The organism is Stenotrophomonas sp. 2619 (assembly GCF_040548725.1).
Taxonomy (GTDB): Bacteria; Pseudomonadota; Gammaproteobacteria; order Xanthomonadales; family Xanthomonadaceae; genus Stenotrophomonas; species Stenotrophomonas maltophilia_AP.
This window is the reverse complement of sequence record NZ_JBEPSF010000001.1, coordinates 71,272-96,418: the sequence shown is the minus strand read 5'-3', so window position 1 is coordinate 96,418 and position 25,147 is coordinate 71,272. Positions and strand designations below refer to the sequence as shown.

Genomic DNA, 25,147 nt, shown 5'->3' with positions numbered 1-25,147 from the left:
GCCGGGTAGCGCCGGGCTCTGCCCGGCAATCGATGTTCCGCGGGCGGTAGCCGACCAACGGTCGGTTCTACGGGGTCACCCCGACAGCCGGGTAGCGCCGGGCTCTGCCCGGCAATCGATATTCCGCCAACGGCGGCCAGGTTGTGCCCGACGCAACGGGGTTACCCGGTCAGGGCACCAGCGAAAACACGTGCGCCGGGGCGGCCGCGTCGTCGATGACCAGTCGGTTGCGGGCCACGCACTCGTGCAGCGCACCGGACTTCACCGCCACCCGCTCGCTGGCCAGGTTGCCCACCGCCACCACGATCTCCACCCGGTGCAGTTGCAGTGGCCCGAATGCATGGGCCGCCAGCGCCTGCACGACACGGGTGGCAACGCCCTGGCCCTGCCCCGCCTGCCGCACCCAGTACCCCAGGTTGCAGAAGCGATGATCGTGCCGGATCGCGTTCAACCCGGCGCCGCCCAGAAACGCACCGGTGCCCGGGTCGAACACGCCGTACTCGTACGCCGTGCCCGCCGCCCAGCCCTCGCGGCAGGCCTGGAACCACTGCAACGCCTGTTCGTCCTTATAGTTCACCGAGGACCACGGCATCCAGCGCCGCATGCCCTCGGCCGACTCGCGCACCGCCGCGGCGAACGCGGCGGCATCGGTGTCCTCGAAGGGTCGCAGCAGCAGTCCGTGGGCGTGGAGGTGGCGATCGTCCATGCGGCCGTTTCCCGTCAGGCGCCGTAGCGGCGCAGTTCCCATGCGCGATGGATGCGCGGATTGCGTTCGAAGTCATCGCCGATGGTGTCGGCGGAGATCTCCCTGCACTCGGCAAATTCCTTGATCGCTTCCTCGTCCAGCTTGAAGCGGCGGAAGTTGTTGGAGAAGTACAGCACGCCCTCCGGGCTCAACCGCGCCACGGCCGCGCGCAGCAGGCGCACGTGCTCGCGCTGCACGTCGAAGTCTTCGGCGCGCGCGGAGTTGGAGAAGGTCGGCGGATCGCAGAAGATCACATCGAAGCGGTGCCGCTCGGCCTCCAGCCAGGCCAGGGCATCGGCCTGGATCAGCTGGTGCTGGCTGCCGCCCTTGCCGTTGAGGGCCAGGTTGTCGGCACACCACTGCAGGTAGGTGCCAGACAGGTCCACGCTGGTGGTCGATGCCGCACCGGCCACCGCCGCCTGCACGCTGGCCACGCCGGTGTAGCAGAACAGGTTGAGGAAGCGCTTGCCGATCGCCTCCTGCGCCATGTGCCAGCGCAGCGGGCGGTGGTCCAGGAACAGCCCGGTGTCGAGGTAGTCGAACAGGTTCACGCGCAGCAGCGCGTCGTTCTCGCGTACCAGCACGAATTCGCCGCGCTGCTCGAAACGACCGTACTTGCTGCCGCCCTTGCCGCGTTCGCGCGACTTCAGCGCGACCTGCTCGGCCGGCACCTGGAACACTTCGCGGGCGGCCGACAGCAGCTCGTTGCGGCGGCGGCGTACGTCCACGTCGGGAATGGTGGCCGGTGCAGCGTATTCCTGCACGTGCAGGAAGGTACGGCGTGCGCCGCCGTCTTCTTCGTACACGTCGATGGCCGCGGCGTATTCGGGCAGGTCGGCGTCGTAGACGCGGTAGCAGGTGATCGCTTCGCGGGCGCGCCAGTTCTTGAACTTCTTGATGTTCTTGCGCAGGCGGTTGGCCACCATCTGCGCGCCTTCGCTGAGCTCGCGCGGCTGCCCGGCGTTCTCGCGTTGCGGCACCGCGATGGGGTCGCAGACGATCAGCGCGCACTCGATGGCGCCGTTGAACAGCTGGTACTTCTTGTTGGCGCGCAGGCCGGTGGCGAAAGCCAGGTCGGCGCTGCCGCACAACAGGCTGGCGCGCCACTGCGGCACCGTGCGCTTGAGCGCATCGCCGAGCTGGCGGTACAGCACCGCGTCAGCGGCCAGGCGCTCGTCGTAGGGCGGGTTGCAGACCACGCAGCCGGTTTCCTGCGGCGGCACCTGCACATCGGTGATGTCGCGCACGCCGAACCAGATCGCGTGGGCCACACCGGCCGTTTCGGCATTCTGCTTGGCCGCGTGGATGGCGTGCGGATCCACGTCGCTGCCGTGGATGACCTGCTTGAGTGCGCTGCGGCCGGCGGTTTCGCGGGCGCGCGCTTCGTCCATCAGGCTGTTCCAGGCGTCGCGGTCGAAGCCCAGCCAGCGGCTCGGCGGAATGCTGCCGTGGCGCTGCAGGCCCGGGGCCACGTCGGCGGCCATCAAGGCGCCTTCGATCAGCAGCGTGCCGCTGCCGCACATCGGGTCGAGCAGGCCACCGCCTTCGCTGTGGATCTTCGGCCAGTTGGCACGCAGCAGCACGGCGGCGGCCAGGTTCTCCTTCAGCGGCGCATCGTTCTGCGCCATGCGCCAGCCGCGGCGGTGCATCGGGCCACCGCCCAGGTCGATCGAGATCGTGGCCCGGCCCTTGCGCAGCGACAGGTTGATGCGCACGTCGGGGAATTCGGTATTGACCGATGGCCGCTCCAGGCCCTGCGAACGCAGGCTGTCGACCACGCCGTCCTTGACCCGCTGCGCGGCAAAGCGCGCGTGGGTGATTTCGGTCCCGGACACGTGTGCGTCCACCGACAGGGTCAGCTCGGGGCTGATGTGCTGCTCCCACGCCATCGCCGACACGCCCTGGTAGAGCGAGCCTTCATCGGGGCAGTCGAACTCGGTCAGCGGCCACAGCACCCGGCTGGCCAGGCGCGACCAGAGCACCACCCGCAGCGCCTGCGACAGTTCGCCCTCGGCATTGACGCCGGAAATGGTGGCGGTGGCCTTGTCCAGGCCGAGCGCCAACAGTTCGTCGGCAAGCAGGTACTCCAGGCCCTTGGCGCAGGAAACAAAGAATTTCACAGGATCGGTATCGCAGGTCAGCGGAGAAGGGGTGCCCTCGGGCACGGCAAGCAGCCCGGCGCGGGCGCCAGGAGGGCCATTGTACGTGACCGGGGCAGGATCGCCCCGGCGGCGCGGCCGGGGCACCGGATCCCGGGCGGAGCCGACGGCAGGTCGCTACGCCTGCAGCGAACGGCGGGCGGCCGTTGGTTGGTGCGCCGCTACAGCACGGTTGGTACCGACCGTTGGTCGGTACGCTGTCCCGGTTGGTACGCCGTCACAGCGACAGCAGCAATTCCTCGAACGCCCGCGCCGACACCTCGACGTGGTTGTTCAGCCGGTGCCCGTCATCGACCAGCAGCAGCCGCGCCGAGCGGGCCTGGGCCCAGGCGATCACCTGCGCGGCCGGAATCAGCTCGTCATGCCAGGCATGCACCACGCTGGTGGGCACCGCGGCCGCGTCCAGGGCCGGCATCGGGCCCATGGTGGTGGGCGGCACCATCAGGAACAGGCCCCGGGTGGGGACCTGCAGCGAGGCGATCGCCGAGATGTAGGCGCCCAGGCTGGAGCCGGCCAGCACCACCGGCCCGCGCGGGGCGGCCGCAGCGGCCAGGTCGAGCAGCCGCTGCAGGCGGGCGCGCACGTCGCCTACGCTGCTGACCGCGCGCATGGCGTCCAGGTCGGTGTAATCGGGGCGTTCATGGGTCCAGCCCAGGCGCTGGGCGACCTCGGCCAGCGCGGTCACTTTGGTGGCGTCCGGGCCGCTTTCAAAGCCATGGGAAAGGATGCAGTGGCCGCGGCTCATGCACGCACCGCGCAGGAATCGATTTGAGCGTTCATGGCGGAATGCTAGCATCGCGCCATGCCCGGCCGCGCCCCGCCACCGATCGATCCGCAGCCCCTGCCCTACCAGGACAGCCTGCAGGCGCGCGTGCCGGCGCAGATCGACCTGGTGGTGATCCACTGCACCGAACTGCCCGACCTGGCGATGGCGCGCGCGTACGGCGAGCGTGTGCTGTACGACAGCGGCAGCGGCAACAGCGGGCACTTCTACATCGACCGTGACGGCCGCATCGTGCAGTACGTGGCGGTGGACCGGGTGGCGCACCATGTCAGCGGCTACAACCCGCGTTCGATCGGGATCGAGCTGGTCAACCGCGGGCGCTACCCGCACTGGCTGGATTCGCGCCACCAGGCCATGGACGAGCCGTACCCCGATGCCCAGATCGCCGCGCTGATCGACCTGCTGCAGCACCTGTGCCAGACCTTGCCGGGCCTGCAGTACATCGCCGGGCACGAGTGGCTGGACACGCGCGAGGAAGTGGCCAGCGACGATCCGGATCGGCGGGTGCCGCGCAAACGCGATCCCGGCCCGTTGTTCCCATGGCCGCGGGTGTTGGCGGCGGTGGCCCTGCAGGAACTGCGGGGGTGAGTCGGGTTGCCGGGTAGCGGGGTTGCCGGGCAGAGCCCGGCATTACGGTGTGCCGCGCAGAGGCTGGCGTCAGCCGGTGGCGACCGGACGCGAGGCGTCGCTGACCCAGCCGCTCCACGAATCGGCATAGACCTTTGCGCCGTGCAGACCGGCTACTTCCATGGCCAGCAGCAGGTGGCAGGCGGTGACGCCCGAGCCGCACATCAGCACCACCTGTTCGGGGGCATGGGTGCCGATCAACGGCTGCAATGCGGCGCGCAGATCAGGCGCCGGGCGCAGGCGGCCGTCTGCCACGTTCAGCGCGAACGGTCGGTTGACCGCGCCGGGGACGTGGCCGGCCACCGGGTCGAGTGGCTCCACTTCGCCGCGAAAACGCTCGCCCGCGCGTGCATCCAGCAGCCACCCCGGCGCATGCTTGAGCCGCGCGGCGACTTCGTCGACCGTGGCGATCCGGGCGCGATCGAAACGGCCCGGATAGGGAGGCAGCGGTTCCACCACCGGTTGGTCGGTGGTCAGCGCCAGGCCAGCGGCCTGCCAGGCCGCCACGCCGCCATCGAGCACCGCCACCCGGGTGTGGCCCATCAGGCGCAGCAGCCACCACAGGCGCGCGGCCGCCATGCTGCCGTCCGCGGCGTCGTAGACGACCACCTGGGTATCGGGCGCGATACCCCAGCGGCCCAGTGTGGCGGCGAACACCGCACTGTCGGGCAGCGGATGGCGGCCCTGGCCAATCTTGCTCAGGTCGGCCAGGTCACGATTGAGGTCGGCGTGCAGCGCCCCGGGAAGATGCCCCTGCGCGTAGGCCTGCGCACCGGACTGCGGATCGGCCAGTGCGAACCGCGCGTCCATCACGCGCACCGCGGTGCTGGCCGTGGCGCGCGCGTCCAGCACGCGGGTGCCGGCCTGGCCCAGGGTTGCGGCCAGATCGGCGGCATCCACCAGCGTGGTCCAAGTGGGGAGGGGGGTGGTCATTCGGTCTGCTCCAGGCGGCGACGCAGGTTGTAGAGAATGGCGGCGGTTGCGCCCCAGATGCGCTGGCCAGGCCAGCCGTACTCCAGCACGTGGCGCACACGGCCACGGTGCTCGATGTCCACGTGGCGCAGGTTGTCCGGATCCATCAGGTAGGCCAACGGCACTTCGAACACTTCGGCCACTTCGTCCGGCTGCGGCACCGCCACGAAGGCCGGGTCGATCACCGCCACCACCGGCATCACCCGGTAGCCGGTGATGGTCACGAACGGATCCAGATAGCCGAGCACCTGGACCTGCTCGGCGGGCAACGCGATTTCTTCCTCGCTTTCGCGCAGCGCGGCAGCCACCGCATCGCGATCGTCCGGCTCGGTACGGCCACCGGGGAAGCCCACCTGCCCGCCGTGCTGGCGCAGCGTTTCGGTGCGCCGGGTAAGAATCACCTGTGCCCCTTCGGGGCGCGGCACGATGCCGGCCAGCACCGCCGCTTCCACCGGCGGACCGGGTGGCAGCAGATCGATCAGTTCGCTGCGGTTCCAGCCATCACCGGTGGGCGGCTGGTCCAGCGGGTGCAGAGCGCGCAACAGGCGCTCGTGTTCGGCCAGCGAGCCGCGCAGCGATTGCCGCAACTGCTCGCGCAGCGGCAGCGTGTGCTGCATGACGTGGTTCTGTTGGTGTCGAGTCATCGTGGACCAGCGGGTAATTTCATCCACGCTGCGCAGGCAGCCCGTGCACAGCCCGGCGCGATCCAGCGCACAGATGCCGATGCAGGGTGTGGGGATTGCATGCGTGGGGTCTGCCAGGGAATGCACCGGGCAACAGTAGCGCGAATACACGGGATCTGCGCGGTTTTCAGGCACTGTCGGGCCGTGTCTGCCGTCCATCCACGGGCGCGTGGCGCCGCACGGCGGACACAAAAAAACGCGCCGGTGATTCACCGGCGCGTTCGGGGTGCAACAGCGTATTACTTGACGCTGACCAGCTTGATCTCGAACTGCACTGCCACGTTCGGCGGGAACGGGGTGCGCGGGTCGGCACCGTAGGCCTGTTCCGGCGGCAGGGTGACTTCCCACTTCGAGCCGGCCGGCATCTGCACGAGCACTTCGCGCATGGCCTTCATTTCGACTTCGCTGACCTTGATCGACGGAATCTGCTGCGCCGGACGCGCTTCGGCCGGACGGGTGCCGTACGGGTACGGACCGGCAACTTCCAGCTGCACGACGCTGGCCTGGGTCGGCTTGGCGCCCTTGCCGGCTTCAACCACGCGGTACTGCACGCCGCTCGGCAGCGCCTGCACGCCGGCCTTGGCCTTGTTGGCGGCCAGGAACTGGGTGCTCTTGGTCTTGTTGTCGGCCGCGGCCTTGTCGTATTCGGCCTTGGCGGCCTGCGCACGACCCTGCTCACGCTTCTGGAAGGCTTCGACCGCCGGCTTCAACTGCTCGGCCGTGATCGACGGCTGCTTCTTGGCGTAGGCATCCTGCAGGCCCTTGACCACCGAGTTGATGTCCAGCTGCTCGCCGCGGGCGGTGAGTTCGGCGAGGTTGTTACCGTAGTCGTAACCGAAGTAATAGCTCAGCTTGCCCTTTTCGGACGAGGTGTCCTGGGCGAAGGCATTGCCCGTCAGGGCCAGGGCCGCGACGGCGACCGCGATAGAACGCAACTTCATCAAACGTTTCTCCAGGGGTGGTAACTCAGGACGCATTGGGCCGCCCTGAGGCGACGGGTTAGGATAGCCGCCGCAACGTTGAACCGCCACTAACGACGCAGGCTCTGACCTGACTTCGTTTCAAGAGTTCAACATCACTTTTTTTTAACGTTTTCAGGAGTCCCGCCGTGGCCGACGCCCCCATCGCCCCCGCCCCTATCGACGTTGCCGATGACGGTGCCATCCGCACCGTCACCGTGAACCGGCCGGACAAGCTCAATGCCCTCAACCGCGCCACGCTGGAGGCCCTGGACGCCGCATTTGCCGCCGCCGCCACCGATCCGGCGGTCCGCGTGGTGGTGCTGACCGGGGCCGGCCCCAAGGCCTTCGTGGCCGGCGCGGACATCGCGGAAATGAACGGATTGACCCCGGTTCAGGGACGTGACTTCTCGCTGCTGGGTCAGCAATTGATGCGCCGCATCGAGCGCATGCCCAAGCCGGTGCTGGCCCGGATCAACGGATTTGCGCTGGGCGGCGGCCTGGAACTGGCCATGGCCTGCCACCTGCGGATCGCCGCAGACACCGCCAAAGTGGGCCAGCCGGAGATCAACCTGGGACTGATTCCCGGCTTCGGCGGCAGCCAGCGGCTGCTGCGCCTGTGCGGCCGCGCCGCCGCGCTGGAACTGTGCCTGCTGGGCACCCCGATCGCCGCCGCGCGCGCCCTGCAGCTGGGCATCGTCAATGAAGTGGTGGCCGCCGATGCGCTCGACGCGCGGGTGGACGCGCTTGCAGTGCAGCTGGCCAAGGCCGCGCCGCTGGCGCTGCGCGGCATCCTGGATGCGATCCACGTGGGCGGCGAATGCGCGCTGGGCGAAGGCCTGGAATACGAAAGCGCGCAGTTCGGTCTCATGTTCGCCACCGAGGACATGCGCGAAGGCACCGCCGCCTTCCTTGCCCGGCGCCCGCCGGTGTTCCAGAACCGCTGAGCCATGCACGCCGCACCTGCCCTGCCCGCGCGCCTGCTGTTGCTGGTGCTCGACGACGATCTGGACGCTGCGCTGGCAGCGGGCCTGATGGACTACGTGCCGTCACCGGGTGATGCCGCACTGCTGCCGGGCCACCCGGATCTTGCCGCGCGCCTGCTGCAGGCCCAGCAGCAGCTGCACCGCGCCTGGGCCGCGCGTGCGCGCTACCAGCAGCGCACGCAGCGGCTGGCCCGCCGCGCCGCCGAACGCGAGGCGCGCCGCGCGCCCCCTGCCCCCACCCCCGAACTGAAGCCGGCCCTGCCGCCGGCCGCCGCCGCGATCCTGGCGCGCGCGAAAGCCAAGGCCGCCGGCAAGACCTCCTGATGAGCACGATGAAGAGCACCCCGGCGGCCAAGCCTGCGCCGCGCAGCGCGCGCATGCCCAAGGCCGACGTGATCGAAATGTTCACGCGCCTGCGCGAACTCAATCCGCACCCGAAGACCGAACTGGAGTACAGCTCGCCGTTCGAGCTGCTGGTGGCCGTCGCGCTGTCTGCGCAGGCCACCGACGTGGGCGTCAACAAGGCCACCCGCAAGCTGTTTCCGGTGGCCAACACGCCGCAGGCGATGCTTGCGCTGGGCGAAGACGGCCTGAAGAAATACATCGCCACCATCGGCCTGTTCAACGCCAAGGCCAAGAACGTGATCGCCGCCTGCGCGATGCTGATCGACCAGCACGGCGGCGAGGTCCCGCGCGACCGTGCCGCACTGGAGGCGCTGCCCGGGGTGGGCCGCAAGACCGCCAACGTGGTGCTCAACACCGCCTTCGGCGAACCGGTGATGGCCGTGGACACCCATATCTTCCGCGTGTCCAACCGCACCGGGCTGGCCCCGGGCAAGGACGTGCGCGCGGTGGAGGACCTGCTGGTGAAGGTGATCCCGGCCGAGTTCCTGCTCGATGCGCACCACTGGCTGATCCTGCACGGCCGCTACGTGTGCAAGGCACGCAAGCCGGACTGCCCGCAATGCGTCATCCGCGACCTATGCCGGTTCAAGCAGAAAACCGCCGCCTGACGCGGCACGGCGACTGCCATCTGCACGCAACCCGGCGGTCATCTGCGTCGGGCATCAATGGCAACCCCTGACGGCGCCTGACCCGGGCCGGCCGTCGGTTTGCCTGAAACTGTCATATTTACGCAATCTTCACTAATTAGCCTGCGCAGCATCTTCCCACCTGCCTGCAAGGCTCCTCTCCATGAAACTGCATCGCCAACTCCTGACCGCGGCTGTTGCGGCTGCGCTGTTCGTCCCGGCTGCCCACGCCGAAGTGGCCATCGATGTGATCGGCGGTTCGGAGATCACCTTCGAAGGCCTGGTCCAGGCCGACGGCAACTGGTTCGACAACGACCTGACCGACCTCAACGGCGGTGATGCCGGCAACGGCAAGGACAGCGAGTTCGAACTGCGCCGCGCCGAACTGGTGCTCAAGGGCAAGGGCCCGGGCAACATCGAATGGGTGGTCGGCTACGACGCCAAGGCCGACAAGTTCCTGGACACCAACCTGAAGTACAAGCTGGCCGGCAACGCCAACCACTTCGTGCAGTTCGGCCAGTTCAAGCAGCCCAACAGCTTGGAAGAACTGTCCAGCACCAAGAACAACGACTTCATTTCCAAGGCGGCCGTCACCAATACCTACGCGGTGGCCCGTCGCCTCGGCGGTGCCTACAGCATCGGCGACAACAACTGGTCGGTGACCGCCAGCGCCTTCGGTCGCGAGCTGACCCGCAACCTGGCCCACGGTAGCGGATACGGCGCGCGCGGTACCTGGGCGCCGATCAATGACAAGGGCCAGGTGCTGCATTTCGGCCTGAGCTATGTGGACTACGACACCGACGCGGACACCCTGCGCGTGCGCGCCCGTCCCAACGCCGACCTGGCCACCGCGCGCCTGGTCGACAGCGGCAACCTGCTGGACACCGACCGCGTGAGCACGATCGGTGCCGAAGCGATGTACATCGGCGGCCCGTTCAAGGCCCAGGCCGAGTACTACACCAGCAAGGCCAAGCGTTACACCCGCGACAACTACACCAGCGACGGCTTCTACGTCAGCGGCCTGTGGAACATCACCGGCGAAACCTGGGGCTACAAGGGCGGCACCCCGACCACCGGCCTGCCGGACGAGCCGGGCCGCGGCATGTGGCAGCTGGGCGCACGTTACGACCACATGGATCTGAACGACGGCAACGTCAACGCCAACCCGGTGGCCGGCCGTCCGCCGATCGTCGACGGCGTGCTCGGCGGCAAGATGGACATCTGGACCGTGGGCGTGAACTACTACTGGCGCTCCAACACCAAGTTCGCGCTGAACTACGTGATGGTGGACAGCAAGAAGTACAACTCGACCGCGCGTGCGTTCGTCAACGACGACCCGAACATCCTCGAAGCGCGCCTGCAGTTCTTCTGGTAAGCGTGGCGGCAGATGTGTGATGGAAAGGGCGCAGCTTGGGCTGCGCCCTTTTTTGTCTGCGTAGTTTGCGCAGCCACCCCGGTCTTTGTCTGCGCAGCCACCCATGGGGTGGCTCTACCGGTTGCGTCGCGTTGTCACGCAATGCCGGGGCACCCCGGTTGCGTCGCGTTGTCACGCAATGCCGGGCACCCCGGTTGCGTCGCGTTGTCACGCAATGCCGGGCACCCCGGTTGCGTCACGTTGTCACGCAATGCCGAGCACCCCGGTTGCGTCGCGTTTTCACGCAATGCCGGGCACCCCGGGCGCGTATGCTGGGCGCCCCCTGCCCTGTGGATGTGTCGATGCGTAGTGCCCTGTTGGTGTTGCTGGCTGCCCTGTGCGGCGCCGCCCTGCCCGCGCGTGCGCAGGACTGCCACGAAGCCCAGGCGGCGGCGCACCAGGCGTACCTGGAACGGGCAGGCAACGTGCTGCCCGATCGCGCCGGCTACACCCGGGACACCACCGGCAGTGTCTGCCGGCGCTGGCCGGCCCGTCCCGGGCTGACCCTGCTGGCCACGCCGGTCTGGCGCGATGGCGGCGACAGCGATTCCCGCGATGGCGACGTGGAGGTGATGGTGATCGACAGCGACACGCTGGCACCGCGCGCCTGGACGGTGCTGACAGGCGCGCTGGACAGCGACGCGGTGTTCTTCGACGGCATGCGCCTGGATACCGCGCGCTACCAGCTGTCTGCCGACACGCTGGCGTTCGGGCTGCGCCTGCAGCGGCGCAATGGCTCCGGCCCCAACCCCTTCAGCGAGGAGCAGCTGTGGCTGCTGGCGATGCAGGGCACCGACCTGCACGAACTCAGCCCGCCGCTGGTGACGCGCCGCTACCAGGCCGAGTGGGATACGCGCTGCGCGGGCGAGTCCATCGACATGACACGCACGCTCTCGGTGGGCCGGCCGCCGCGGCACGGTCTGGCCGAACTGATCGTCAGCGAGCGCCGCGTGACCAGCCGCAGCTGGATGGACGGCGGGCAGTGCCGCGACCAGGACACGCCGGTGGACACCGGGCGCTACGTCCTGCGCCACGACGGGCGCCAGTACGCGGTTCCGGAGGCACTGCGCCCGTTGTGACGGGCACCTCATGACGCATGTCACGGTGCGGTCATATGACAGACGCTGCGCTGTCATCGAACCGTTATGGAATGAGCACCGGGCGGGACACCCCGCACCGTCATCCATCCCAGGAGCCACCCCGTGATCCACGCCTTCAAGTCGCGCGCCGCCGTTGCCGTCCTCGCCGCGTCGTCCGTGTTCGCCGCCAATGCCGCCGATGTGACCGGCGCGGGCGCCTCGTTCATCTATCCGGTCATGTCCAAGTGGTCGGCCGACTACAACACCGCGACCGGCAAGAAGGTCAATTACCAGTCGATCGGTTCGGGTGGTGGTATCGCCCAGATCAAGGCGGCGACGGTCGATTTCGGTTCGTCCGATGCCCCGCTGAAGCCGGAAGAGCTGGCCGCGGCTGGTCTGGCCCAGTTCCCGTCGGTGATCGGCGGCGTGGTGCCGGTGATCAACGTGGCCGGCATCGCGCCGGGTGCGCTGAAGCTGGATGGCCCGACGCTGGCCAACATCTTCCTGGGCAAGATCAAGACCTGGAACGACCCGGCGATTGCGGCCCTGAACCCGGGCGTGAAGCTGTCCGATGGCAAGATCACGGTCGTGCACCGCTCCGATGGTTCGGGCACCACCTTCAACTTCGTCAACTACCTGTCCAAGGTGAACCCGGAGTGGAAGAGCAAGGTCGGCGAAGGCACCTCGGTGCAGTGGCCGGTGGGCATCGGTGGCAAGGGCAATGAAGGCGTTGCCGCGTACGTGAAGCAGATCAAGGGCGGTATCGGCTACGTCGAGCTGTCGTATGCGCTGCAGAACAAGATGTCCTACGCGGCGATGAAGAACGCGTCGGGCAAGGTGGTGCTGCCGAGCGATACGTCGTTCGCCGCGGCCGCCGCCAGCGCCGACTGGGCCAGCGCGAAGGACTTCTACCTGGTGATGACCAACGCCCCGGGCGCGGAAGCCTGGCCGATCACGGCGACGAACTTCATTCTGGTGCGCAAGCAGCCGAAGAACGTGGCCAGCGCGAAGGCGACCCAGGAGTTCTTCCGCTGGATCTACAAGAGCGGCGATGCGCAGGCCAAGCAGCTGGACTATGTGCCGCTGCCGGACACGCTGGTGAAGCAGATCGAGACCTACTGGTCGCAGAACCTGAAGTACTGATCGGGCAACAACGAGGCAATGGCGGCGGCAGGTCCTCTCTCCCCCTGCCGCCGCCGGGCGCGGATCGAAAGATCCGCGCCTTTTCTTTTTGTGGGGTTTGTTTTTTAGAAGCTGAAAAGCCCAGAGCTGGAGCCAGAGCTGGAGCCGGAGCCAGAGCTTGGCGACGTGCGGGGTCGGTTCTGCTGGCTGAGCTGGTGGGGGTGGGCAGCCAGGGCACGCTGCAAGTCCCGCTCCGCGGCCCGGCCCAGCCGCCGGCGGCTGTGCGTTCGGACGCATGCGAGGCAGTGCCTCGCAAGCAATGCGCCCTCACCCTTGTAAGCTCCGCCATCGCATCCATGCGATGGAGGGCCCCGGCTGCCCACCCCCACCAGCCCCCGACAGTTTCCTGGCCCTTCAGCAAAAGCGCCTGCGCAATGAAGCGGCAATGCGGTTGGATCTGAGTTGTTCTGTTCTGACGTCTGAAATCTGGATGCCGGGATGGATGTCTGACGTTGAGGGTCTTGCCTTTGGCCTATCCACGGCCTCCGGCCAACTGTCAGGGGCGGGGAGGAGTGGGTTCGCGGGACCGTGTACGGCATGGATGCCGTACACGAGCCCCCATGGATGGGTTCACGGCGTGTCCCGCGAACCCACTCCTCCCCGCCCAGCCCAGGCGCAGGTTGCCCGCCAGGCTTCACGCTCTCCCCTTGAGAATTCGACCAAAACCCAAGCCCCACAAGGCCTCCACGTGCACCCGGTCACACCGTCATACGGCTGTAACAAAAACATCATTTCATAGCAGCGTCGCCGGAAAGACCGGCCCCTATCCCGCTACGGAGTGACCGATGAAACTGCACACGGCTGGCTTGACCGCCCTTTCCCTGGCCATCGCGCTGGGTCTTTCCGCCTGCAAGCCGGGCGCCGAAGGCCAGGCCGCCGCGCCGGCTGCCGACGCTCCCGCCGCTGCGCCTGCGGCCGGTGATCGCCTGACCGCTGAAATTTCCGGTGCCGGCGCGTCCTTCATCTTCCCGCTGGTGTCCAAGTGGTCGGCCGACTACAACACCGCCACCGGCGCCAAGATCAACTACCAGTCGATCGGTTCCGGCGGTGGCATCGCGCAGATCAAGGCCCGTACCGTCGACTTCGGTTCCTCCGACAAGCCGCTGAGCAGCGAAGAACTGGCCCAGGCCGGTCTCGGCCAGTTCCCGTCGGCGATCGGCGGCGTGGTGCCGGTGGTCAACATCGACGGCCTCGAAGCCGGCAAGCTGCGCCTCAGCGGCGCGCTGCTGGCCGACATCTTCCTGGGCAAGGTCAAGACCTGGAACGACCCGGCCATCGTTGCCGCCAACCCGGGCGTCAAGCTGCCCGACGGCAAGATCACCCTGGTCCACCGCTCCGACGGCTCGGGCACCACCTTCAACTTCTCCAACTACCTGTCCAAGGTCAGCCCGGACTGGAAGAGCAAGGTCGGCGAAGGCACCTCGGTGCAGTGGCCCGATGGCGTGGGCGGCAAGGGCAACGAAGGCGTGGCCTCGTACGTGAAGCAGATCAAGGGTTCCATCGGCTACGTCGAACTGGCCTACGCCCTGCAGAACGGCATGCCGTATGCCTCGATGCAGAACGCCGCCGGCAACTGGGTGCAGCCGAGCGCCGAAACCTTCGCCGCGGCCGCTGCCAGCGCCGACTGGGCCAGCGCCAAGGACTTCAACCTGGTCATCACCAACGCCCCGGGTGACCAGGCGTGGCCGATCACCGCCACCAACTTCATGCTGATGCACAAGCAGCCCAAGGATGCCAAGCGCAGCAAGGAAACCCTGGCGTTCTTCAAGTGGGCCTTCGAGAACGGCCAGAAGCAGGCCAACGAACTGCATTACGTGCCGCTGCCGGCCGAGCTGGTAACCCAGATCGAGGCCTACTGGACGGCCGAGTTCAAGTGAAACAGCCAGGCCCGCGCGCGTCGCGGGCCTGAGCGGTCGTAGTGCCAGGCACTGCCCGGCAGCACCACGCTGCACCTGTGTTGCCGGGCATGGCCCGGCACTACCCCTCTTCTTACGGCCCCCGCCTTTTCCCATGAATGCCATTGCCCAGCCTGTTCCCGCACCGTCCATCCGCGACCTGCGCGACGCCCGCAACGACAAACTGTTCCGTTGGGTCCTGATCGCCACCGTCATCCTGGTGCTGGTGGCCCTGGCCTGCGCCGCGCTCTCGATGCTGTGGGGCGGCCGCCATGCCCTGCAGGAGCAGGGCCTGAGCTTCTTCTATTCGTCCGAATGGAATCCGGTCGAAAACAAATTCGGCGCGCTCGCGCCCATCTACGGCACCCTGGTCACCGCGCTGATCGCGATGGTCATCGCCGTGCCGGTGAGCTTCGGCATCGCCTTCTTCCTCACCGAAGTGGCGCCGCGCTGGCTGCGTGGCCCGGTCGGCACCGCCATCGAACTGCTGGCCGGCATCCCCTCGATCATCTACGGCATGTGGGGCCTGTTCGTGCTGGTCCCGGTGATGACCGAGTACGTCACTCCGTTCCTCAACGACCACCTGGGCACGATGCCGATCATCGGCCCGTTGTTCCAGGGCCCGCCGCTGGGCATCGGCGTGCTTACCGCCGGCTTCGTGCTGGCCATCATGGTCATCCCCTTCATTTCCTCGGTGATGCGCGAAGTGTTCCTCACCGTGCCGACCCGCCTGAAGGAATCGGCCTATGCGCTGGGGTCCACCAAGTGGGAAGTCAGCTGGGACATCGTGCTGCCCTACACCCGCTCGGCGGTGATCGGCGGCATCTTCCTGGGCCTGGGCCGCGCGCTCGGCGAAACCATGGCGGTGGCCTTCGTGATCGGCAACAGCGTGCGCCTGTCGCCGTCGCTGCTGGAACCGGGCACCACCATTGCCGCACTGATCGCCAACGACTTCGGTGAAGCCACCGAAACCTACCGCTCGGCGCTGCTGCTGCTCGGCTTCGTGCTCTTCATCGTCACCTTCGTGGTGCTGGCAATCGCCCGCCTGATGCTGATGCGTCTGTCCCGCAAGGAGGGCAACTGATGTCCACCGTCGCTACGCACTCTTCCCAGCCCCTGTACCTGCGCCGCCGCATCGTCAACGTGGTCGCGCTGCTGATGTCCTGCCTGACCGCGCTTTTCGGCCTGTTCTTCCTTGGCTGGATCCTGTGGACGCTGGCCTCCAAGGGCCTGGCCGGGATCAACCTGGATCTGTTCACCAAGATGACGCCACCGCCGATGCAGGAAGGCGGCCTGGCCAATGCGTTCTTCGGCAGCGCGGTGATGTGCGGCCTGGCCATTGCCATCGGCACCCCGCTGGGTGTGCTGGCCGGCACCTGGCTGGCCGAGTACGGCAACTTCCGCAAGGCCGGCACGGTGGTCCGCTTCGTCAACGACATCCTGCTTTCGGCGCCGTCCATCGTGCTCGGCCTGTTCGTCTACACGCTGTACGTGATGCAGACCGGCGGGCAGTTCTCGGCCTTCGCCGGTGCGCTGTCGCTGGCCTTCATCGTGCTGCCGGTAGTGGTGCGCACCACCGATGAAATGCTGCGCCTGGTGCCGTCGCAGATGCGCGAAGCCGCCCTGTCGCTGGGCATCCCGCAGTGGAAGGTGACCGTGCAGGTGCTGTACCGCAGTGCCGCCGCCGGCATCATCACCGGCATCCTGCTGGCACTGGCCCGCATCTCCGGTGAAACCGCGCCGCTGCTGTTCACCGCCTTCGGCAACCAGTACTGGAACAGCAACGTGTTCCAGCCGATGGCCTCGGTCCCGGTGGTGATGAACCAGTTCGCCGGCAGCCCGTATGAATCCTGGCAGGTGCTGGCCTGGGCCGGCGCGCTGGTGCTGACCGTGTTCGTGCTGCTGGTCAGCCTCTCCGCGCGCGGCATCCTGCTGCGCAACCGTATCTCCCATGACTGACCTTTCCGCGGATATCGCCATGAACGATCTTTCCAACGCCGTGCCGATGCAGCGCATCGTGGTCCCGGCCTCGCATGAAAACCTGCAGACCCCGGCGCCGATCAAGCTGGCCGCGCGTGGGCTGGATTTCTACTACGACAAGTTCCATGCGCTGAAGAACATCGAGCTGGAGATCCCCGAAAAGCGCGTCACCGCCCTGATCGGTCCGTCCGGCTGCGGCAAGTCCACGCTGCTGCGCATCTTCAACCGCATCTACGCGCTGTACCCCAAGATGGAAGCGCGCGGTGAGGTGCTGCTGGACGGCGAGAACATCCTGTCGCCGAAGTACCCGATGAACCGCCTGCGCAGCAAGGTGGGCATGGTGTTCCAGAAGCCGGTGCCGTTCCCGATGACGATCTTCGAGAACGTGGCCTACGGCATCCGCCACCACGAGAAGCTGTCCAAGGCCGACATGGCGGTGCGCGTCGAGCAGGCGCTGCGCCAGGGCGCGCTGTGGGACGAGGTGAAGGACAAGCTCAACCAGAGCGCGCTGGGCCTGTCCGGTGGCCAGCAGCAGCGTCTGTGCATTGCCCGTGCGGTGGCCCTGCGCCCGGACGTGCTGCTGCTGGACGAGCCGACCTCGGCGCTGGACCCGATTTCCACCAGCCGCATCGAGCAGCTGGTGGAAGAACTCAAGCACGATTACACGATCGTGATCGTGACCCACAACATGCAGCAGGCCGCGCGCGTGTCGGACTACACCGCCTTCATGTACCTGGGCGACCTGATCGAACACAACCGCACCGAAGTGATCTTCTCGCAGCCCAACAAGCAGCAGACCGAAGACTACATCACCGGCCGTTTCGGCTGATCCCGGCCACGAACCTTTGGATTACACCCGCATGAGCATTCCCAACGACCATATCGTCAAGAGCTACGACGAAGAGCAGCAGCGGCTGGTGGCCGAGATCGTGCGCATGGGCGAGATGGCGGTCGCCCAGCTCGAGGCGTCGATGGACGTGATCGAGAAGCGCGACGAGAACGCGGCCCAGCGCATCATCGCCAACGACGAGGCGATTGACGGGCTGGAGCAGCAGATCAGCCACGACGTGATGCGTCTTGCCCTGCGCGGGCCGATGGCACGCGACCTGCGCGAGATCCTGGCGGGCCTGCGCATCCCCGCCGATATCGAGCGCATCGGCGATTACGCCGCGAACGTGGCCAAGCGTTCGATCGCGCTGAGCAAGGTGCCGCCGCTGCCGCAGATCCAGGGCCTGCGCTCACTGGGCCGGCTGGCCGCACAGCAGGTACGCCGCGCAATCGAGGCCTACCGCGACAACGACGCAGCCGCCGCGCTGGCACTGCGCGACGACGATGCACGGCTCGACGCGCAGTACACCGCGCTGTTCCGCGAGCTGCTGACGTACATGATGGAAGACCCCCGCAACATCACCCCGTGCACGCATCTGTTGTTCATGGCCAAGAACCTGGAACGGGTGGGCGACCACGCCACCAACATCGCCGAGAACGTGTGGTTCCTGGTACACGGCGAGCAGGTACTCCCGCCCCGCGAAAAGCGCGACGAAACCAGCAGCACCGATCACGTCTGATCGACCTGGCTGCAGAAAAGCAAAAAGCCGCTGCCTTCGGGTGGCGGCTTTTTTCGTTTCGGGCTTCCGTGACCGCCAAAGATGGAGCTCAACCGCTGCAGTCTCCTGGCTATACCGAGCTGGGCGGGGGCGTGTGGGTTCGCGGGACACGCCGTAAATCCATCCCTGGAGGCTCGTGGGCGCCATCCATGGCGCCCAACGGTCCCGCGAACCCACACACCCCCACCCTAGACACTTGGCTGGCAGCCACAGAAGAGGCGGCGCACTGCGGAGCATGGCAAGCGGGGAAAGCCGCTGCTTTTTCATTGCGCACCGGCCTACTGTCACAAGGTGGGTACGGGTGGGTTGGCGGGACCGTTGGGCGCCATGGATGGCGCTCACGAGCCTACACGGACGTACTTGCGGCGTGTCCCGCCAACCCACCCGTACCCGCCAAGCCAACCCAGCTCGCACCAGCGGCTGTTGCTGTTGCTGTTGCTCCAGATTCTTGCTTCTAAAAAAAACACACCCCCCACACTTCACGAAACATTGAATCCTGTGTGAGGATTCGTTGAGCCGGGCCGGCCCACCATGGCCGCACCTGCTGCCCCCACGCAGCCATCCCGGGCCCCGGCCCATACCAAGGAGCACCACCTGATGAGCAACCCTACCCGTTCGCTGTCCCTGCTGGCCGCCACCGCACTCGCCGCCGGCCTCGGCGCCACCGCCTCGGCGTCTGCGTTGAGCATGACCGACCTGGCCCAGGGCTACCTCGTTGCCGGACAGGCTGCCACCAAGACCGCCGAAGGCAAATGCGGTGAAGGCAAGTGTGGCGCCCATGGCGACAAGACCGGCACCAAGACCGCCACCGCAACCGGTACCAAGGCCGCCGAAGGCAAGTGTGGCGAAGGCAAGTGCGGCGCCGACAAGGGCAAGGGCACCGACGCCAAGACCAAGACTGCCGGCGACAAGAAGGCCGCCGAAGGCAAGTGCGGCGAAGGCAAGTGCGGTGCCAAGCACTGACCCCATCGCCCCGGGCAGTCACCGGTCGCCGCTGCCTGCGGCAGCGACCGGACTGGGCCTGCGCCGCGCACTGCTGCAGACCCTGCGCGATGCCCCGGCCGGCGACCTCGACTTCCTCGAATGCGCGCCGGAAAACTGGATCGGCGTGGGCGGTCCTGCCGGCGACGCCCTGGCCGACCTCGCCCAACGCTACCCGCTGAGCTGCCACGGCCTGTCCCTGTCGCTGGGCAGCACCGCGCCACTGGATACCCACCTGCTTGAACAGGTCGGCCGCTTCCTCGACCAGCACCGGGTACCGCTGTACAGCGAACACCTCAGCTACTGCAGCGACGATGGCCACCTCTACGACCTGCTGCCCATCCCCTTCACCGAGGAAGCCGTGCGCCACACCGCCGCACGCATCGCCCGCGTACAGGATCTTCTGGGCCGGCGCATCGCGGTGGAAAACGTCTCCTACTACCTGGCCCCCGAACCGGCCATGGACGAACTGGCCTTCACCAACGCCGTGCTCGCCGAAGCCGATTGCGACCTGCTGCTCGACGTCAACAACGTCTACGTCAATGCCTGCAACCACGGCTATGACGCCGACGCGTTCATCGCCGGACTGCCCGCCCAGCGCATCGTCTGCCTGCACGTGGCCGGCCACCTGGACGAAGCCGAGGACCTGAAGATCGACACCCACGGCAGCGCCGTGATCGACCCGGTCTGGGACCTGCTGGCCCGCACCTACGCGCGCATCGGTGCACGCCCCACCCTGCTCGAACGCGACTTCAACTTCCCGCCCTACCCCGAACTGCGCGACGAACTGCGCACCATCCGCCAGCTGATGGCCGCACACGCCGGAGCCGACCGTGACTGACGCCCCGGCCCGCCTGCACGCCCAGCAGCGGGCATTCACCACCCACCTGCGCGACCCGGCCCGCGTTGCCTCGCCCGCCGGCCTGGATGCACGGCGGCTGGCGGTCTACCGGCGGCTGGTGTTCAACACCATTCTGGGCCTGCTGGGCACCGGTTTTCCGGTCTGCGTGCAGCTGCTTGGCGACCCCGAATGGACCGTGCTGGTGCGCCGCTTCGTGGCCGGACATCGCGCGCAGACCCCGTTGTTCACCGAACTGGCCGCCGAGTTCGTGCAGTGGCTGCAGGCCCAGCCGACGCTGCCGCACCCCGCGCTGTCCGAACTGGCCCACTACGAGTGGGTGGAAACCGCGCTGTACCAACTGGATGCCCAACCGCTGCCGGCCACGCCCGGGCTGGACCCGATGCACGCCCCATTGCAGCGTTCGCCGCTGGCGTGGCCGCTGCTGTACCACTGGGCGGTGCACCGGCTGGGCAGCGACGATGCTCCCCTCGCGCCCGGCGACGCCCCCACCGGGCTGCTGGTGCGGCGTGACCCGGATGGGCAGGTCCGGTTTGCGACCATCAGCCCGATGGCCGCGCAGGTGCTGGAGCAGATCGGTCAGCAGCCCGGCCATACCGGTACGTGGCACCTGCAACAGCTTGCCCTGGCCCACGGCCTGGCCGCCGATACGCTGCTCCCCCCCGGCGCGGCGTTGCTGCACCAGTTCCTCGGCAGCGGCGTGATCGGGCCGGCCCCTCCCGCTTCCTGATTCCCCACAAAGGACGTCATCGATGAAGACACCGTACCTGGCCGCCCTGCGCGGCCGGCTGGACCCGCTCGGCCCGTGGATTGCCCCGCTGGGTCTGCGCCTGCTGATGGCTTGGGAGTACTTCGAATCCGGCCGCGAGAAACTGCACGGCAGCAACTGGTTCGGCGACCTGCAGCAGGCGTTCCCGTTTCCCTTCGACCAGGTGCCGGCCAGCATCAACTGGCAGCTGGCCACGTGGTTCGAGCTGGTGGGCGCGGCCTGCCTGCTGGTCGGCCTGGGCACGCGCATGGCCGCCAGCGGCCTGCTGGTGCTGACCGTGGTGGCCACCGCCGCCGTGCATTGGCCCATGCACTGGGACGGGCTGGGCGAGCTGGCGATGGGCTATGCCATTACCGACCAGGGCTTTGGCAACTTCAAGCTGCCCGTGCTGTTCATGGCCATGCTGCTACCGCTGGCCCTGCAGGGGGCCGGCCCGTTGAGCCTGGACCGGCTGCTGCAGCGCTGCCTGGCACGCACGCCTGCACTGGCCTGAGCGCGGGGGCGTACAGCCCCCCTCTGCTAGAATCCCCGCATGACAGATGCCGCCTTGCCCCCCACCGCCGCTCCGGCGCCTGCTGCCCCGGCAGTGAACCTGGCCATGTCCCAGCGCTTCCGCGGCTTCCTGCCGGTAGTGATCGACGTGGAAACCGGCGGCTTCGACTGCAACCGCAATGCGCTGCTCGAAATCGCCGCCGTGCCGATCGAGATGGATGAAAACGGGCTGCTGTACCCCGGCCAGACCGCCAGCGCCCACGTGATCCCGGCCGAGGGCCTGGAGATCGACCCGAAGTCGCTGGAAATCACCGGCATCATCCTCGACCACCCGTTCCGCCTGGCCAAGTCCGAGAAGGACGCGCTGGACCATATCTTCGCGCCGGTGCGTGCGGCGGTGAAGAAGTACGGCTGCCAGCGCGCGATCCTGGTCGGGCACAACGCGCACTTCGACCTGGGCTTCGTCAATGCCGCAGTGAACCGGGTGGGCCACAAGCGCAACCCGTTCCATCCTTTCAGTGTGTTCGACACCGTCACCATGGCCGGCATCGCGTACGGCCAGACCGTCCTCGCCCGCGCCGCCGCCGCCGCGGGACTGGGGTGGGACGCCGACGAGGCACACAGCGCGGTGTACGACACCGAGCAGACCGCCAAGCTGTTCTGCACCATCGCCAACGCCTGGCCGCGGTAACCCCGAGCACCGCAGAGCCGACCGTTGGTCGGCTGCGTTTCCACACACGACACACCTCCCGAAGGTAGCGCCGACCGTTGGTCGGCTGCACGCGGTGTGGCGTGCGTGCGGTGTCGCGAACGGCAGCCGACCAACGGTCGGCTCTACCCGATGGCGGTGCGGTCGCGGCCTTCGCTTTTGGCCCGGTACAGCGCGCGGTCGGCGCGTTGGTACAGCAGCATCGGGGTGCGGTCGGCGGCGTCCAGTTCCACCAGGCCCGCGCTGAAAGTCACCTTCAGGCCCGGCACGCCGGCCCAGTCCGGGTGGTCATGGAACAGCCCGCGCAGGCGCGCGCATACCTGCGCCGCTTCGGCCAGGCGGGTGTCGTTGAGCAGCAGCGTGAACTCTTCGCCGCCGGTACGCGCGGGCATGTCCGAATCGCGGCAGGCCGAGGCGATCACGCGCGCCACTTCCACCAGCACCACGTCGCCCACGCTGTGACTGTGCTGGTCGTTGACTTCCTTGAAGTGGTCGATGTCCAGCACCACCAGGCACAGCGGGTGGCCGCTGCGCTGGGAGCGGGCGAAGTCGCGCGCCAGTGCTTCATCGAAGGCGCGCCGGTTCGGCAACCCGGTCAAGGCATCTTCGCGTGCCTGGCGGCCGAACTGCTCGGCCTGCACCGCCAACCGGTCGGCCAGTTCGGTCTTTTCCTGGTTCAACGCCTGCAGGTTCACCGTCTGCGCCTGCAGGTCGCGGGTGGCTTCGTCCACCTTCTGCGCCAGGCGCACGTTGCTGGCCTTGTAGCGGTGGATCAGGTACAGGTACAGCGCGATCAGACCGCCCAACAGCAGCAGCGCGGCCACCACCTGTACGCTGCGGCGCTGCCACAGGAACGGTTCAACGGTGAACTCCCACACCGCCTCGCTGTCGCTCCAGCTGCCACCGGGGTGCGCGGCGGACACGTGCAGGGTGTAATCCCCCGGCGGCAGGCCGATGAACTCCACGCTGCGCTGCTGGCCGCGCTCGATCCACCCCTTGTCCAGGCCGGTCAGCCGGGTGCGGTAACGGATCCGCTCGGACATCAGGTAGCTCAGGCCGACATAGCTCACGCTGAGCCGGCGTCCACCGGGAATGCTGTTGTGGTTGGCGCCCTGCCAGTGCAGCGGCTTGCCATCGACCTGCACGCTTTCAATCACCGCCGGCGGTGCCAGGCGCTCGCGGAAGCGCTGCAGGCGCAGCGGGTCGACCATGCTCAGGCCGCCCGCGGTCACCACCCAGAACGTGCCGTCCTGGCGCAGGATGGCCGACGGGCCGGAACTGCCGTTGGCCTGCGAATTGGCCATGCCGTCGATCTCGTTGTAGTGCTCCACCTCGACCCGCGCGGTGCGGCCATCGGCGACGTCGTTGAGCATCGCCATGTCGGTGCGCAGCACGCCGCGGTTGCTGCTGATCCAGACGTTGCCGATGCGGTCGGGGACCAGCTGGAACACGGTATCCACCGGCATGCCCTGCTCCAGCCCGACCCGTGCCAGGTGGCCGTCCTTCCACCGGTACAGGCCGCGGTCGCTGCTGACCCACATCGCATCGCCCACCTGCTGGAAGCCGAACACGCTGCGACCGCCGCCCAGCGGGGCCAGGTCGATGCTCTGCACGCGGTTGCCGCGCAGCACGCGGATGCCCTCGATGGTGCCGATCCACAACGCACCGTCGGCATCGTGGGCCAGGGCGGTGATCAGGCCGCCGGGCATGCCCGGCACGCGCGGTACTTCGACGCCGTGGTCATCGATGCGCACCACGCCCTTCTGGGTGCCGGCCCAGACCACGCCGGCGCGGTCCACGCTGATGGCGCGGATGTTGCCCCCGGGCAGGCCGTCGGCGGTGCCGTAGTTGCGCAGGGTGCGGCCCTGGGCATCCAGCCGGAACACCCCGTCGCCGAAGGTGCCGACCCACAGGTCGTGCGCGTGGCCCTGGGCCAGGCTGAGCACCGAGGGCGTCTTGCCGCCGCTGTTGCGCAGCGCCACCGGCGAGAACCGCCCCTGCGCATCGCGCCGGTCCAGGCCGCTGGCGCTGCCGACCCACAGCTGCCGCTGCTGGTCCTCCAGCACCGTGCGGATGTAGTCGCCACTGAGCCCGTCGCGCTCGGTGAAGCTGCTGAACAAGGTTTCGCGCAGCCGGTACAGGCCGCCATTGGCCCCCACCCAGATGCTGCCTTCGGCATCCTCTCGCAGGCTCACCACGCGCCCGCCGGGCAGCGACAGACCGGTGGGCAGGCGCTCCAGCCCATGCCGCGACAGCCGCAGCAGGCCCTGGTTCTCGGTGCCCAGCCACAGGTCGCCATGGCGGTCCTGCAGCATCGCGGTGATGTGCATCACCCCGGGCAGGCGGTGCTGCAGCTGCGGCACGCCGTCCTGCATGCGGTAGATGCGTTCGCCGGCCACGATCCACATCACCCCGTCCGGCCCGCGGTAGGGCCACACCAGCCCGTGCCCCAGCCCGAAGCTGTCCGGTGCACGGCGCAGCACGCCGTCGGTGTCGCGCACCACCAGTCCGTCCAGGGTGCCCACCCAGACCCGATCCTGCGCGTCCACGACCAGTTTGGTGAAGCTCATCGCCATCGGCACATCGGCGGGCGGCTTCTGGTACTCAATGCGGCCGTCCGGCGCGAGGCTGCCGATGCCCTGCCCTTCGTAGAGCAGCCACAGGCGGCCATGGCTGTCCATCTGCATGGCCTGGATCAGCACCTGCGGGGTACCGGGCTGGTGCTCGTAGACCTGCCAACGCCCGTCGCTGCCGCGCCGGGTCACGTTGCCGCGTGAATCACTGATCCACAGCCCACCGCTGCGGTCGACCAGCAGCGCGCCCACGCCGTTGTCGCGCAGGCCCGGCCGGGTGCTGCGATCGAATACAGTGAAATCCAGGCCGTTGTAGCGCACCAGCCCTTCCCAGGTGGCGAACCACAGGTGGCCTTCGGGGGTCTGGGCAATGTCGCGCAACGAGTTGTGCGGCAGGCCGTTGCGCGAGGTCCACACGTCGATGGCGTAGTCGCGCAGCGGCGGTGGGCCGTCCTGGGCCGCCAGCGGCCACGACAACGCCCCGCACAGGCACACCCACAGCAAGGCTGCGCCCAGGCGCCGAATAACGTTCAGTTGTACCGGCCGCCACCGGCTACCACGCCCCCCTTGGCTCATCCGTCAGGACCGGCCAGGGGAACGAAACAGCGGGACGGGCGGCGATGCACCGGGATGGCAACCGACAGGCAAAGGCGCGCTCATG

At 68.0% G+C, this 25,147-nt stretch carries 24 protein-coding genes; 17 read left to right on the top strand and 7 right to left on the bottom strand.

The genetic code is table 11. From position 1 onward, the window contains the following. Nucleotides 1-169 precede the first annotated feature (169 nt). From ABIA71_RS00405 to ABIA71_RS00395, 3 genes are all read right to left on the bottom strand, one after another. Nucleotides 170-706: a GNAT family N-acetyltransferase gene (locus ABIA71_RS00405; protein ID WP_354282247.1), complete on the bottom strand. Its 537-nt coding sequence runs from the start codon at nt 704-706 to the stop codon at nt 170-172. Nucleotides 707-720: 14 nt separating this feature from the next. Continuing rightward, complete coding sequence (gene rlmKL, locus ABIA71_RS00400; protein ID WP_354282245.1) at nt 721-2,865, bottom strand: bifunctional 23S rRNA (guanine(2069)-N(7))-methyltransferase RlmK/23S rRNA (guanine(2445)-N(2))-methyltransferase RlmL; 2,145 nt, start codon at nt 2,863-2,865, stop codon at nt 721-723. A 256-nt stretch (nt 2,866-3,121) separates the two neighbouring features. Beyond that, the gene (locus ABIA71_RS00395; protein WP_128098144.1) at nt 3,122-3,649 is read right to left on the bottom strand and encodes an alpha/beta hydrolase; all 528 of its coding nucleotides are present in this window, start codon (nt 3,647-3,649) and stop codon (nt 3,122-3,124) included. 57 nt (nt 3,650-3,706) lie between these two features. On the opposite strand from ABIA71_RS00395, the gene ABIA71_RS00390 reads away from it, so the two are divergent. Next, on the top strand, nt 3,707-4,276 hold the full coding sequence (locus ABIA71_RS00390; protein ID WP_354282243.1) for an N-acetylmuramoyl-L-alanine amidase: 570 nt from the start codon (nt 3,707-3,709) through the stop codon (nt 4,274-4,276). Nucleotides 4,277-4,345: 69 nt separating this feature from the next. On the opposite strand, the gene ABIA71_RS00385 is transcribed toward ABIA71_RS00390, so the two are convergent. The 3 genes from ABIA71_RS00385 to ABIA71_RS00375 form a co-directional block, all read right to left on the bottom strand. After that, the gene (locus ABIA71_RS00385; protein WP_354282241.1) at nt 4,346-5,248 is read right to left on the bottom strand and encodes a sulfurtransferase; all 903 of its coding nucleotides are present in this window, start codon (nt 5,246-5,248) and stop codon (nt 4,346-4,348) included. Further along, a complete protein-coding gene (locus ABIA71_RS00380) occupies nt 5,245-6,048 on the bottom strand; it encodes a CoA pyrophosphatase (RefSeq protein WP_502960731.1) in 804 nt (267 codons plus the stop codon). Before ABIA71_RS00380 ends, ABIA71_RS00385 begins: the two co-directional genes overlap by 4 nt. Nucleotides 6,049-6,209: 161 nt before the next feature. Beyond that, nucleotides 6,210-6,911: an FKBP-type peptidyl-prolyl cis-trans isomerase gene (locus tag ABIA71_RS00375; protein WP_038689367.1), complete on the bottom strand. Its 702-nt coding sequence runs from the start codon at nt 6,909-6,911 to the stop codon at nt 6,210-6,212. Between the two features lie 182 nt (nt 6,912-7,093). Between ABIA71_RS00375 and ABIA71_RS00370 the strand changes: the two genes are divergently transcribed. The 16 genes from ABIA71_RS00370 to rnt all read left to right on the top strand — a co-directional run bounded on the left by ABIA71_RS00370 (nt 7,094) and on the right by rnt (nt 21,895). Then, entirely contained in the window at nt 7,094-7,876 is a 783-nt protein-coding gene (locus tag ABIA71_RS00370) for an enoyl-CoA hydratase/isomerase family protein (protein WP_354282889.1), read from the top strand. A gap of 3 nt (nt 7,877-7,879) precedes the next feature. After that, complete coding sequence (locus ABIA71_RS00365; RefSeq protein ID WP_354282237.1) at nt 7,880-8,239, top strand: hypothetical protein; 360 nt, start codon at nt 7,880-7,882, stop codon at nt 8,237-8,239. After that, complete coding sequence (nth, locus tag ABIA71_RS00360) at nt 8,239-8,928, top strand: endonuclease III (protein WP_038689371.1); 690 nt, start codon at nt 8,239-8,241, stop codon at nt 8,926-8,928. Before ABIA71_RS00365 ends, nth begins: the two co-directional genes overlap by 1 nt. Before the next feature lie 181 nt (nt 8,929-9,109). Next, nucleotides 9,110-10,321 (top strand): OprO/OprP family phosphate-selective porin, encoded by a 1,212-nt coding sequence (locus ABIA71_RS00355; RefSeq protein ID WP_128098140.1) that lies wholly within the window; start codon nt 9,110-9,112, stop codon nt 10,319-10,321. Between the two features lie 341 nt (nt 10,322-10,662). After that, complete coding sequence (locus tag ABIA71_RS00350) at nt 10,663-11,439, top strand: PA3715 family protein (RefSeq protein WP_354282235.1); 777 nt, start codon at nt 10,663-10,665, stop codon at nt 11,437-11,439. Nucleotides 11,440-11,562: 123 nt separating this feature from the next. Next, nucleotides 11,563-12,582 carry a phosphate ABC transporter substrate-binding protein PstS gene (gene pstS / locus ABIA71_RS00345; protein WP_354282233.1) on the top strand — a complete coding sequence of 340 codons (1,020 nt, stop codon included), beginning with the start codon at nt 11,563-11,565 and terminating at the stop codon, nt 12,580-12,582. 824 nt (nt 12,583-13,406) lie between these two features. Continuing rightward, nucleotides 13,407-14,498: a phosphate ABC transporter substrate-binding protein PstS gene (gene pstS / locus ABIA71_RS00340; RefSeq protein WP_354282231.1), complete on the top strand. Its 1,092-nt coding sequence runs from the start codon at nt 13,407-13,409 to the stop codon at nt 14,496-14,498. A gap of 133 nt (nt 14,499-14,631) precedes the next feature. Then, nucleotides 14,632-15,600, top strand: a complete 969-nt coding sequence (gene pstC / locus ABIA71_RS00335) for a phosphate ABC transporter permease subunit PstC (RefSeq protein WP_128095443.1) — start codon at nt 14,632-14,634, stop codon at nt 15,598-15,600. Next, nucleotides 15,600-16,475: a phosphate ABC transporter permease PstA gene (gene pstA, locus ABIA71_RS00330; RefSeq protein WP_128095442.1), complete on the top strand. Its 876-nt coding sequence runs from the start codon at nt 15,600-15,602 to the stop codon at nt 16,473-16,475. The genes pstC and pstA overlap by 1 nt, the downstream gene beginning before the upstream one ends. 19 nt (nt 16,476-16,494) lie before the next feature. After that, nucleotides 16,495-17,325 carry a phosphate ABC transporter ATP-binding protein PstB gene (pstB, locus tag ABIA71_RS00325; RefSeq protein WP_354282228.1) on the top strand — a complete coding sequence of 277 codons (831 nt, stop codon included), beginning with the start codon at nt 16,495-16,497 and terminating at the stop codon, nt 17,323-17,325. A gap of 31 nt (nt 17,326-17,356) precedes the next feature. Then, nucleotides 17,357-18,064: a phosphate signaling complex protein PhoU gene (phoU, locus tag ABIA71_RS00320; protein WP_038689389.1), complete on the top strand. Its 708-nt coding sequence runs from the start codon at nt 17,357-17,359 to the stop codon at nt 18,062-18,064. Nucleotides 18,065-18,700: 636 nt separating this feature from the next. Then, a complete protein-coding gene (locus ABIA71_RS00315; RefSeq protein WP_354282226.1) occupies nt 18,701-19,066 on the top strand; it encodes an HvfA family oxazolone/thioamide-modified RiPP metallophore in 366 nt (121 codons plus the stop codon). After that, nucleotides 19,053-19,925 (top strand): HvfB family MNIO-type RiPP peptide maturase, encoded by an 873-nt coding sequence (locus tag ABIA71_RS00310; protein ID WP_354282224.1) that lies wholly within the window; start codon nt 19,053-19,055, stop codon nt 19,923-19,925. Before ABIA71_RS00315 ends, ABIA71_RS00310 begins: the two co-directional genes overlap by 14 nt. Beyond that, a complete protein-coding gene (locus tag ABIA71_RS00305; protein ID WP_354282222.1) occupies nt 19,918-20,673 on the top strand; it encodes an HvfC family RiPP maturation protein in 756 nt (251 codons plus the stop codon). The genes ABIA71_RS00310 and ABIA71_RS00305 overlap by 8 nt, the downstream gene beginning before the upstream one ends. 22 nt (nt 20,674-20,695) lie before the next feature. Further along, nucleotides 20,696-21,205: an HvfX family Cu-binding RiPP maturation protein gene (locus ABIA71_RS00300; protein WP_354282220.1), complete on the top strand. Its 510-nt coding sequence runs from the start codon at nt 20,696-20,698 to the stop codon at nt 21,203-21,205. A gap of 39 nt (nt 21,206-21,244) precedes the next feature. Next, nucleotides 21,245-21,895 (top strand): ribonuclease T, encoded by a 651-nt coding sequence (gene rnt, locus ABIA71_RS00295; RefSeq protein ID WP_392732672.1) that lies wholly within the window; start codon nt 21,245-21,247, stop codon nt 21,893-21,895. A 143-nt stretch (nt 21,896-22,038) separates the two neighbouring features. Here rnt and ABIA71_RS00290 read toward each other — a convergent pair whose 3' ends face one another. Continuing rightward, nucleotides 22,039-25,062: a two-component regulator propeller domain-containing protein gene (locus ABIA71_RS00290; RefSeq protein ID WP_354282218.1), complete on the bottom strand. Its 3,024-nt coding sequence runs from the start codon at nt 25,060-25,062 to the stop codon at nt 22,039-22,041. Between the last annotated feature and the right edge of the window lie 85 nt (nt 25,063-25,147).

What these genes read in the sequence shown, in the direction of transcription:
- ABIA71_RS00405 (WP_354282247.1), bottom strand. Translation starts at nt 706, where the DNA reads ATGGACGATCGCCACCTCCACGCCCACGGACTGCTGCTGCGACCCTTC.
- ABIA71_RS00395 (WP_128098144.1), bottom strand. Translation starts at nt 3,649, where the DNA reads ATGAGCCGCGGCCACTGCATCCTTTCCCATGGCTTTGAAAGCGGCCCG.
- ABIA71_RS00390 (WP_354282243.1), top strand. Translation starts at nt 3,707, where the DNA reads ATGCCCGGCCGCGCCCCGCCACCGATCGATCCGCAGCCCCTGCCCTAC.
- ABIA71_RS00385 (WP_354282241.1), bottom strand. Translation starts at nt 5,248, where the DNA reads ATGACCACCCCCCTCCCCACTTGGACCACGCTGGTGGATGCCGCCGAT.
- ABIA71_RS00375 (WP_038689367.1), bottom strand. Translation starts at nt 6,911, where the DNA reads ATGAAGTTGCGTTCTATCGCGGTCGCCGTCGCGGCCCTGGCCCTGACG.
- ABIA71_RS00365 (WP_354282237.1), top strand. Translation starts at nt 7,880, where the DNA reads ATGCACGCCGCACCTGCCCTGCCCGCGCGCCTGCTGTTGCTGGTGCTC.
- nth (WP_038689371.1), top strand. Translation starts at nt 8,239, where the DNA reads ATGAGCACGATGAAGAGCACCCCGGCGGCCAAGCCTGCGCCGCGCAGC.
- ABIA71_RS00355 (WP_128098140.1), top strand. Translation starts at nt 9,110, where the DNA reads ATGAAACTGCATCGCCAACTCCTGACCGCGGCTGTTGCGGCTGCGCTG.
- ABIA71_RS00350 (WP_354282235.1), top strand. Translation starts at nt 10,663, where the DNA reads ATGCGTAGTGCCCTGTTGGTGTTGCTGGCTGCCCTGTGCGGCGCCGCC.
- pstS (WP_354282231.1), top strand. Translation starts at nt 13,407, where the DNA reads ATGAAACTGCACACGGCTGGCTTGACCGCCCTTTCCCTGGCCATCGCG.
- pstC (WP_128095443.1), top strand. Translation starts at nt 14,632, where the DNA reads ATGAATGCCATTGCCCAGCCTGTTCCCGCACCGTCCATCCGCGACCTG.
- pstA (WP_128095442.1), top strand. Translation starts at nt 15,600, where the DNA reads ATGTCCACCGTCGCTACGCACTCTTCCCAGCCCCTGTACCTGCGCCGC.
- pstB (WP_354282228.1), top strand. Translation starts at nt 16,495, where the DNA reads ATGAACGATCTTTCCAACGCCGTGCCGATGCAGCGCATCGTGGTCCCG.
- phoU (WP_038689389.1), top strand. Translation starts at nt 17,357, where the DNA reads ATGAGCATTCCCAACGACCATATCGTCAAGAGCTACGACGAAGAGCAG.
- ABIA71_RS00315 (WP_354282226.1), top strand. Translation starts at nt 18,701, where the DNA reads ATGAGCAACCCTACCCGTTCGCTGTCCCTGCTGGCCGCCACCGCACTC.
- ABIA71_RS00300 (WP_354282220.1), top strand. Translation starts at nt 20,696, where the DNA reads ATGAAGACACCGTACCTGGCCGCCCTGCGCGGCCGGCTGGACCCGCTC.
- rnt (WP_392732672.1), top strand. Translation starts at nt 21,245, where the DNA reads ATGACAGATGCCGCCTTGCCCCCCACCGCCGCTCCGGCGCCTGCTGCC.
- ABIA71_RS00290 (WP_354282218.1), bottom strand. Translation starts at nt 25,062, where the DNA reads ATGAGCCAAGGGGGGCGTGGTAGCCGGTGGCGGCCGGTACAACTGAAC.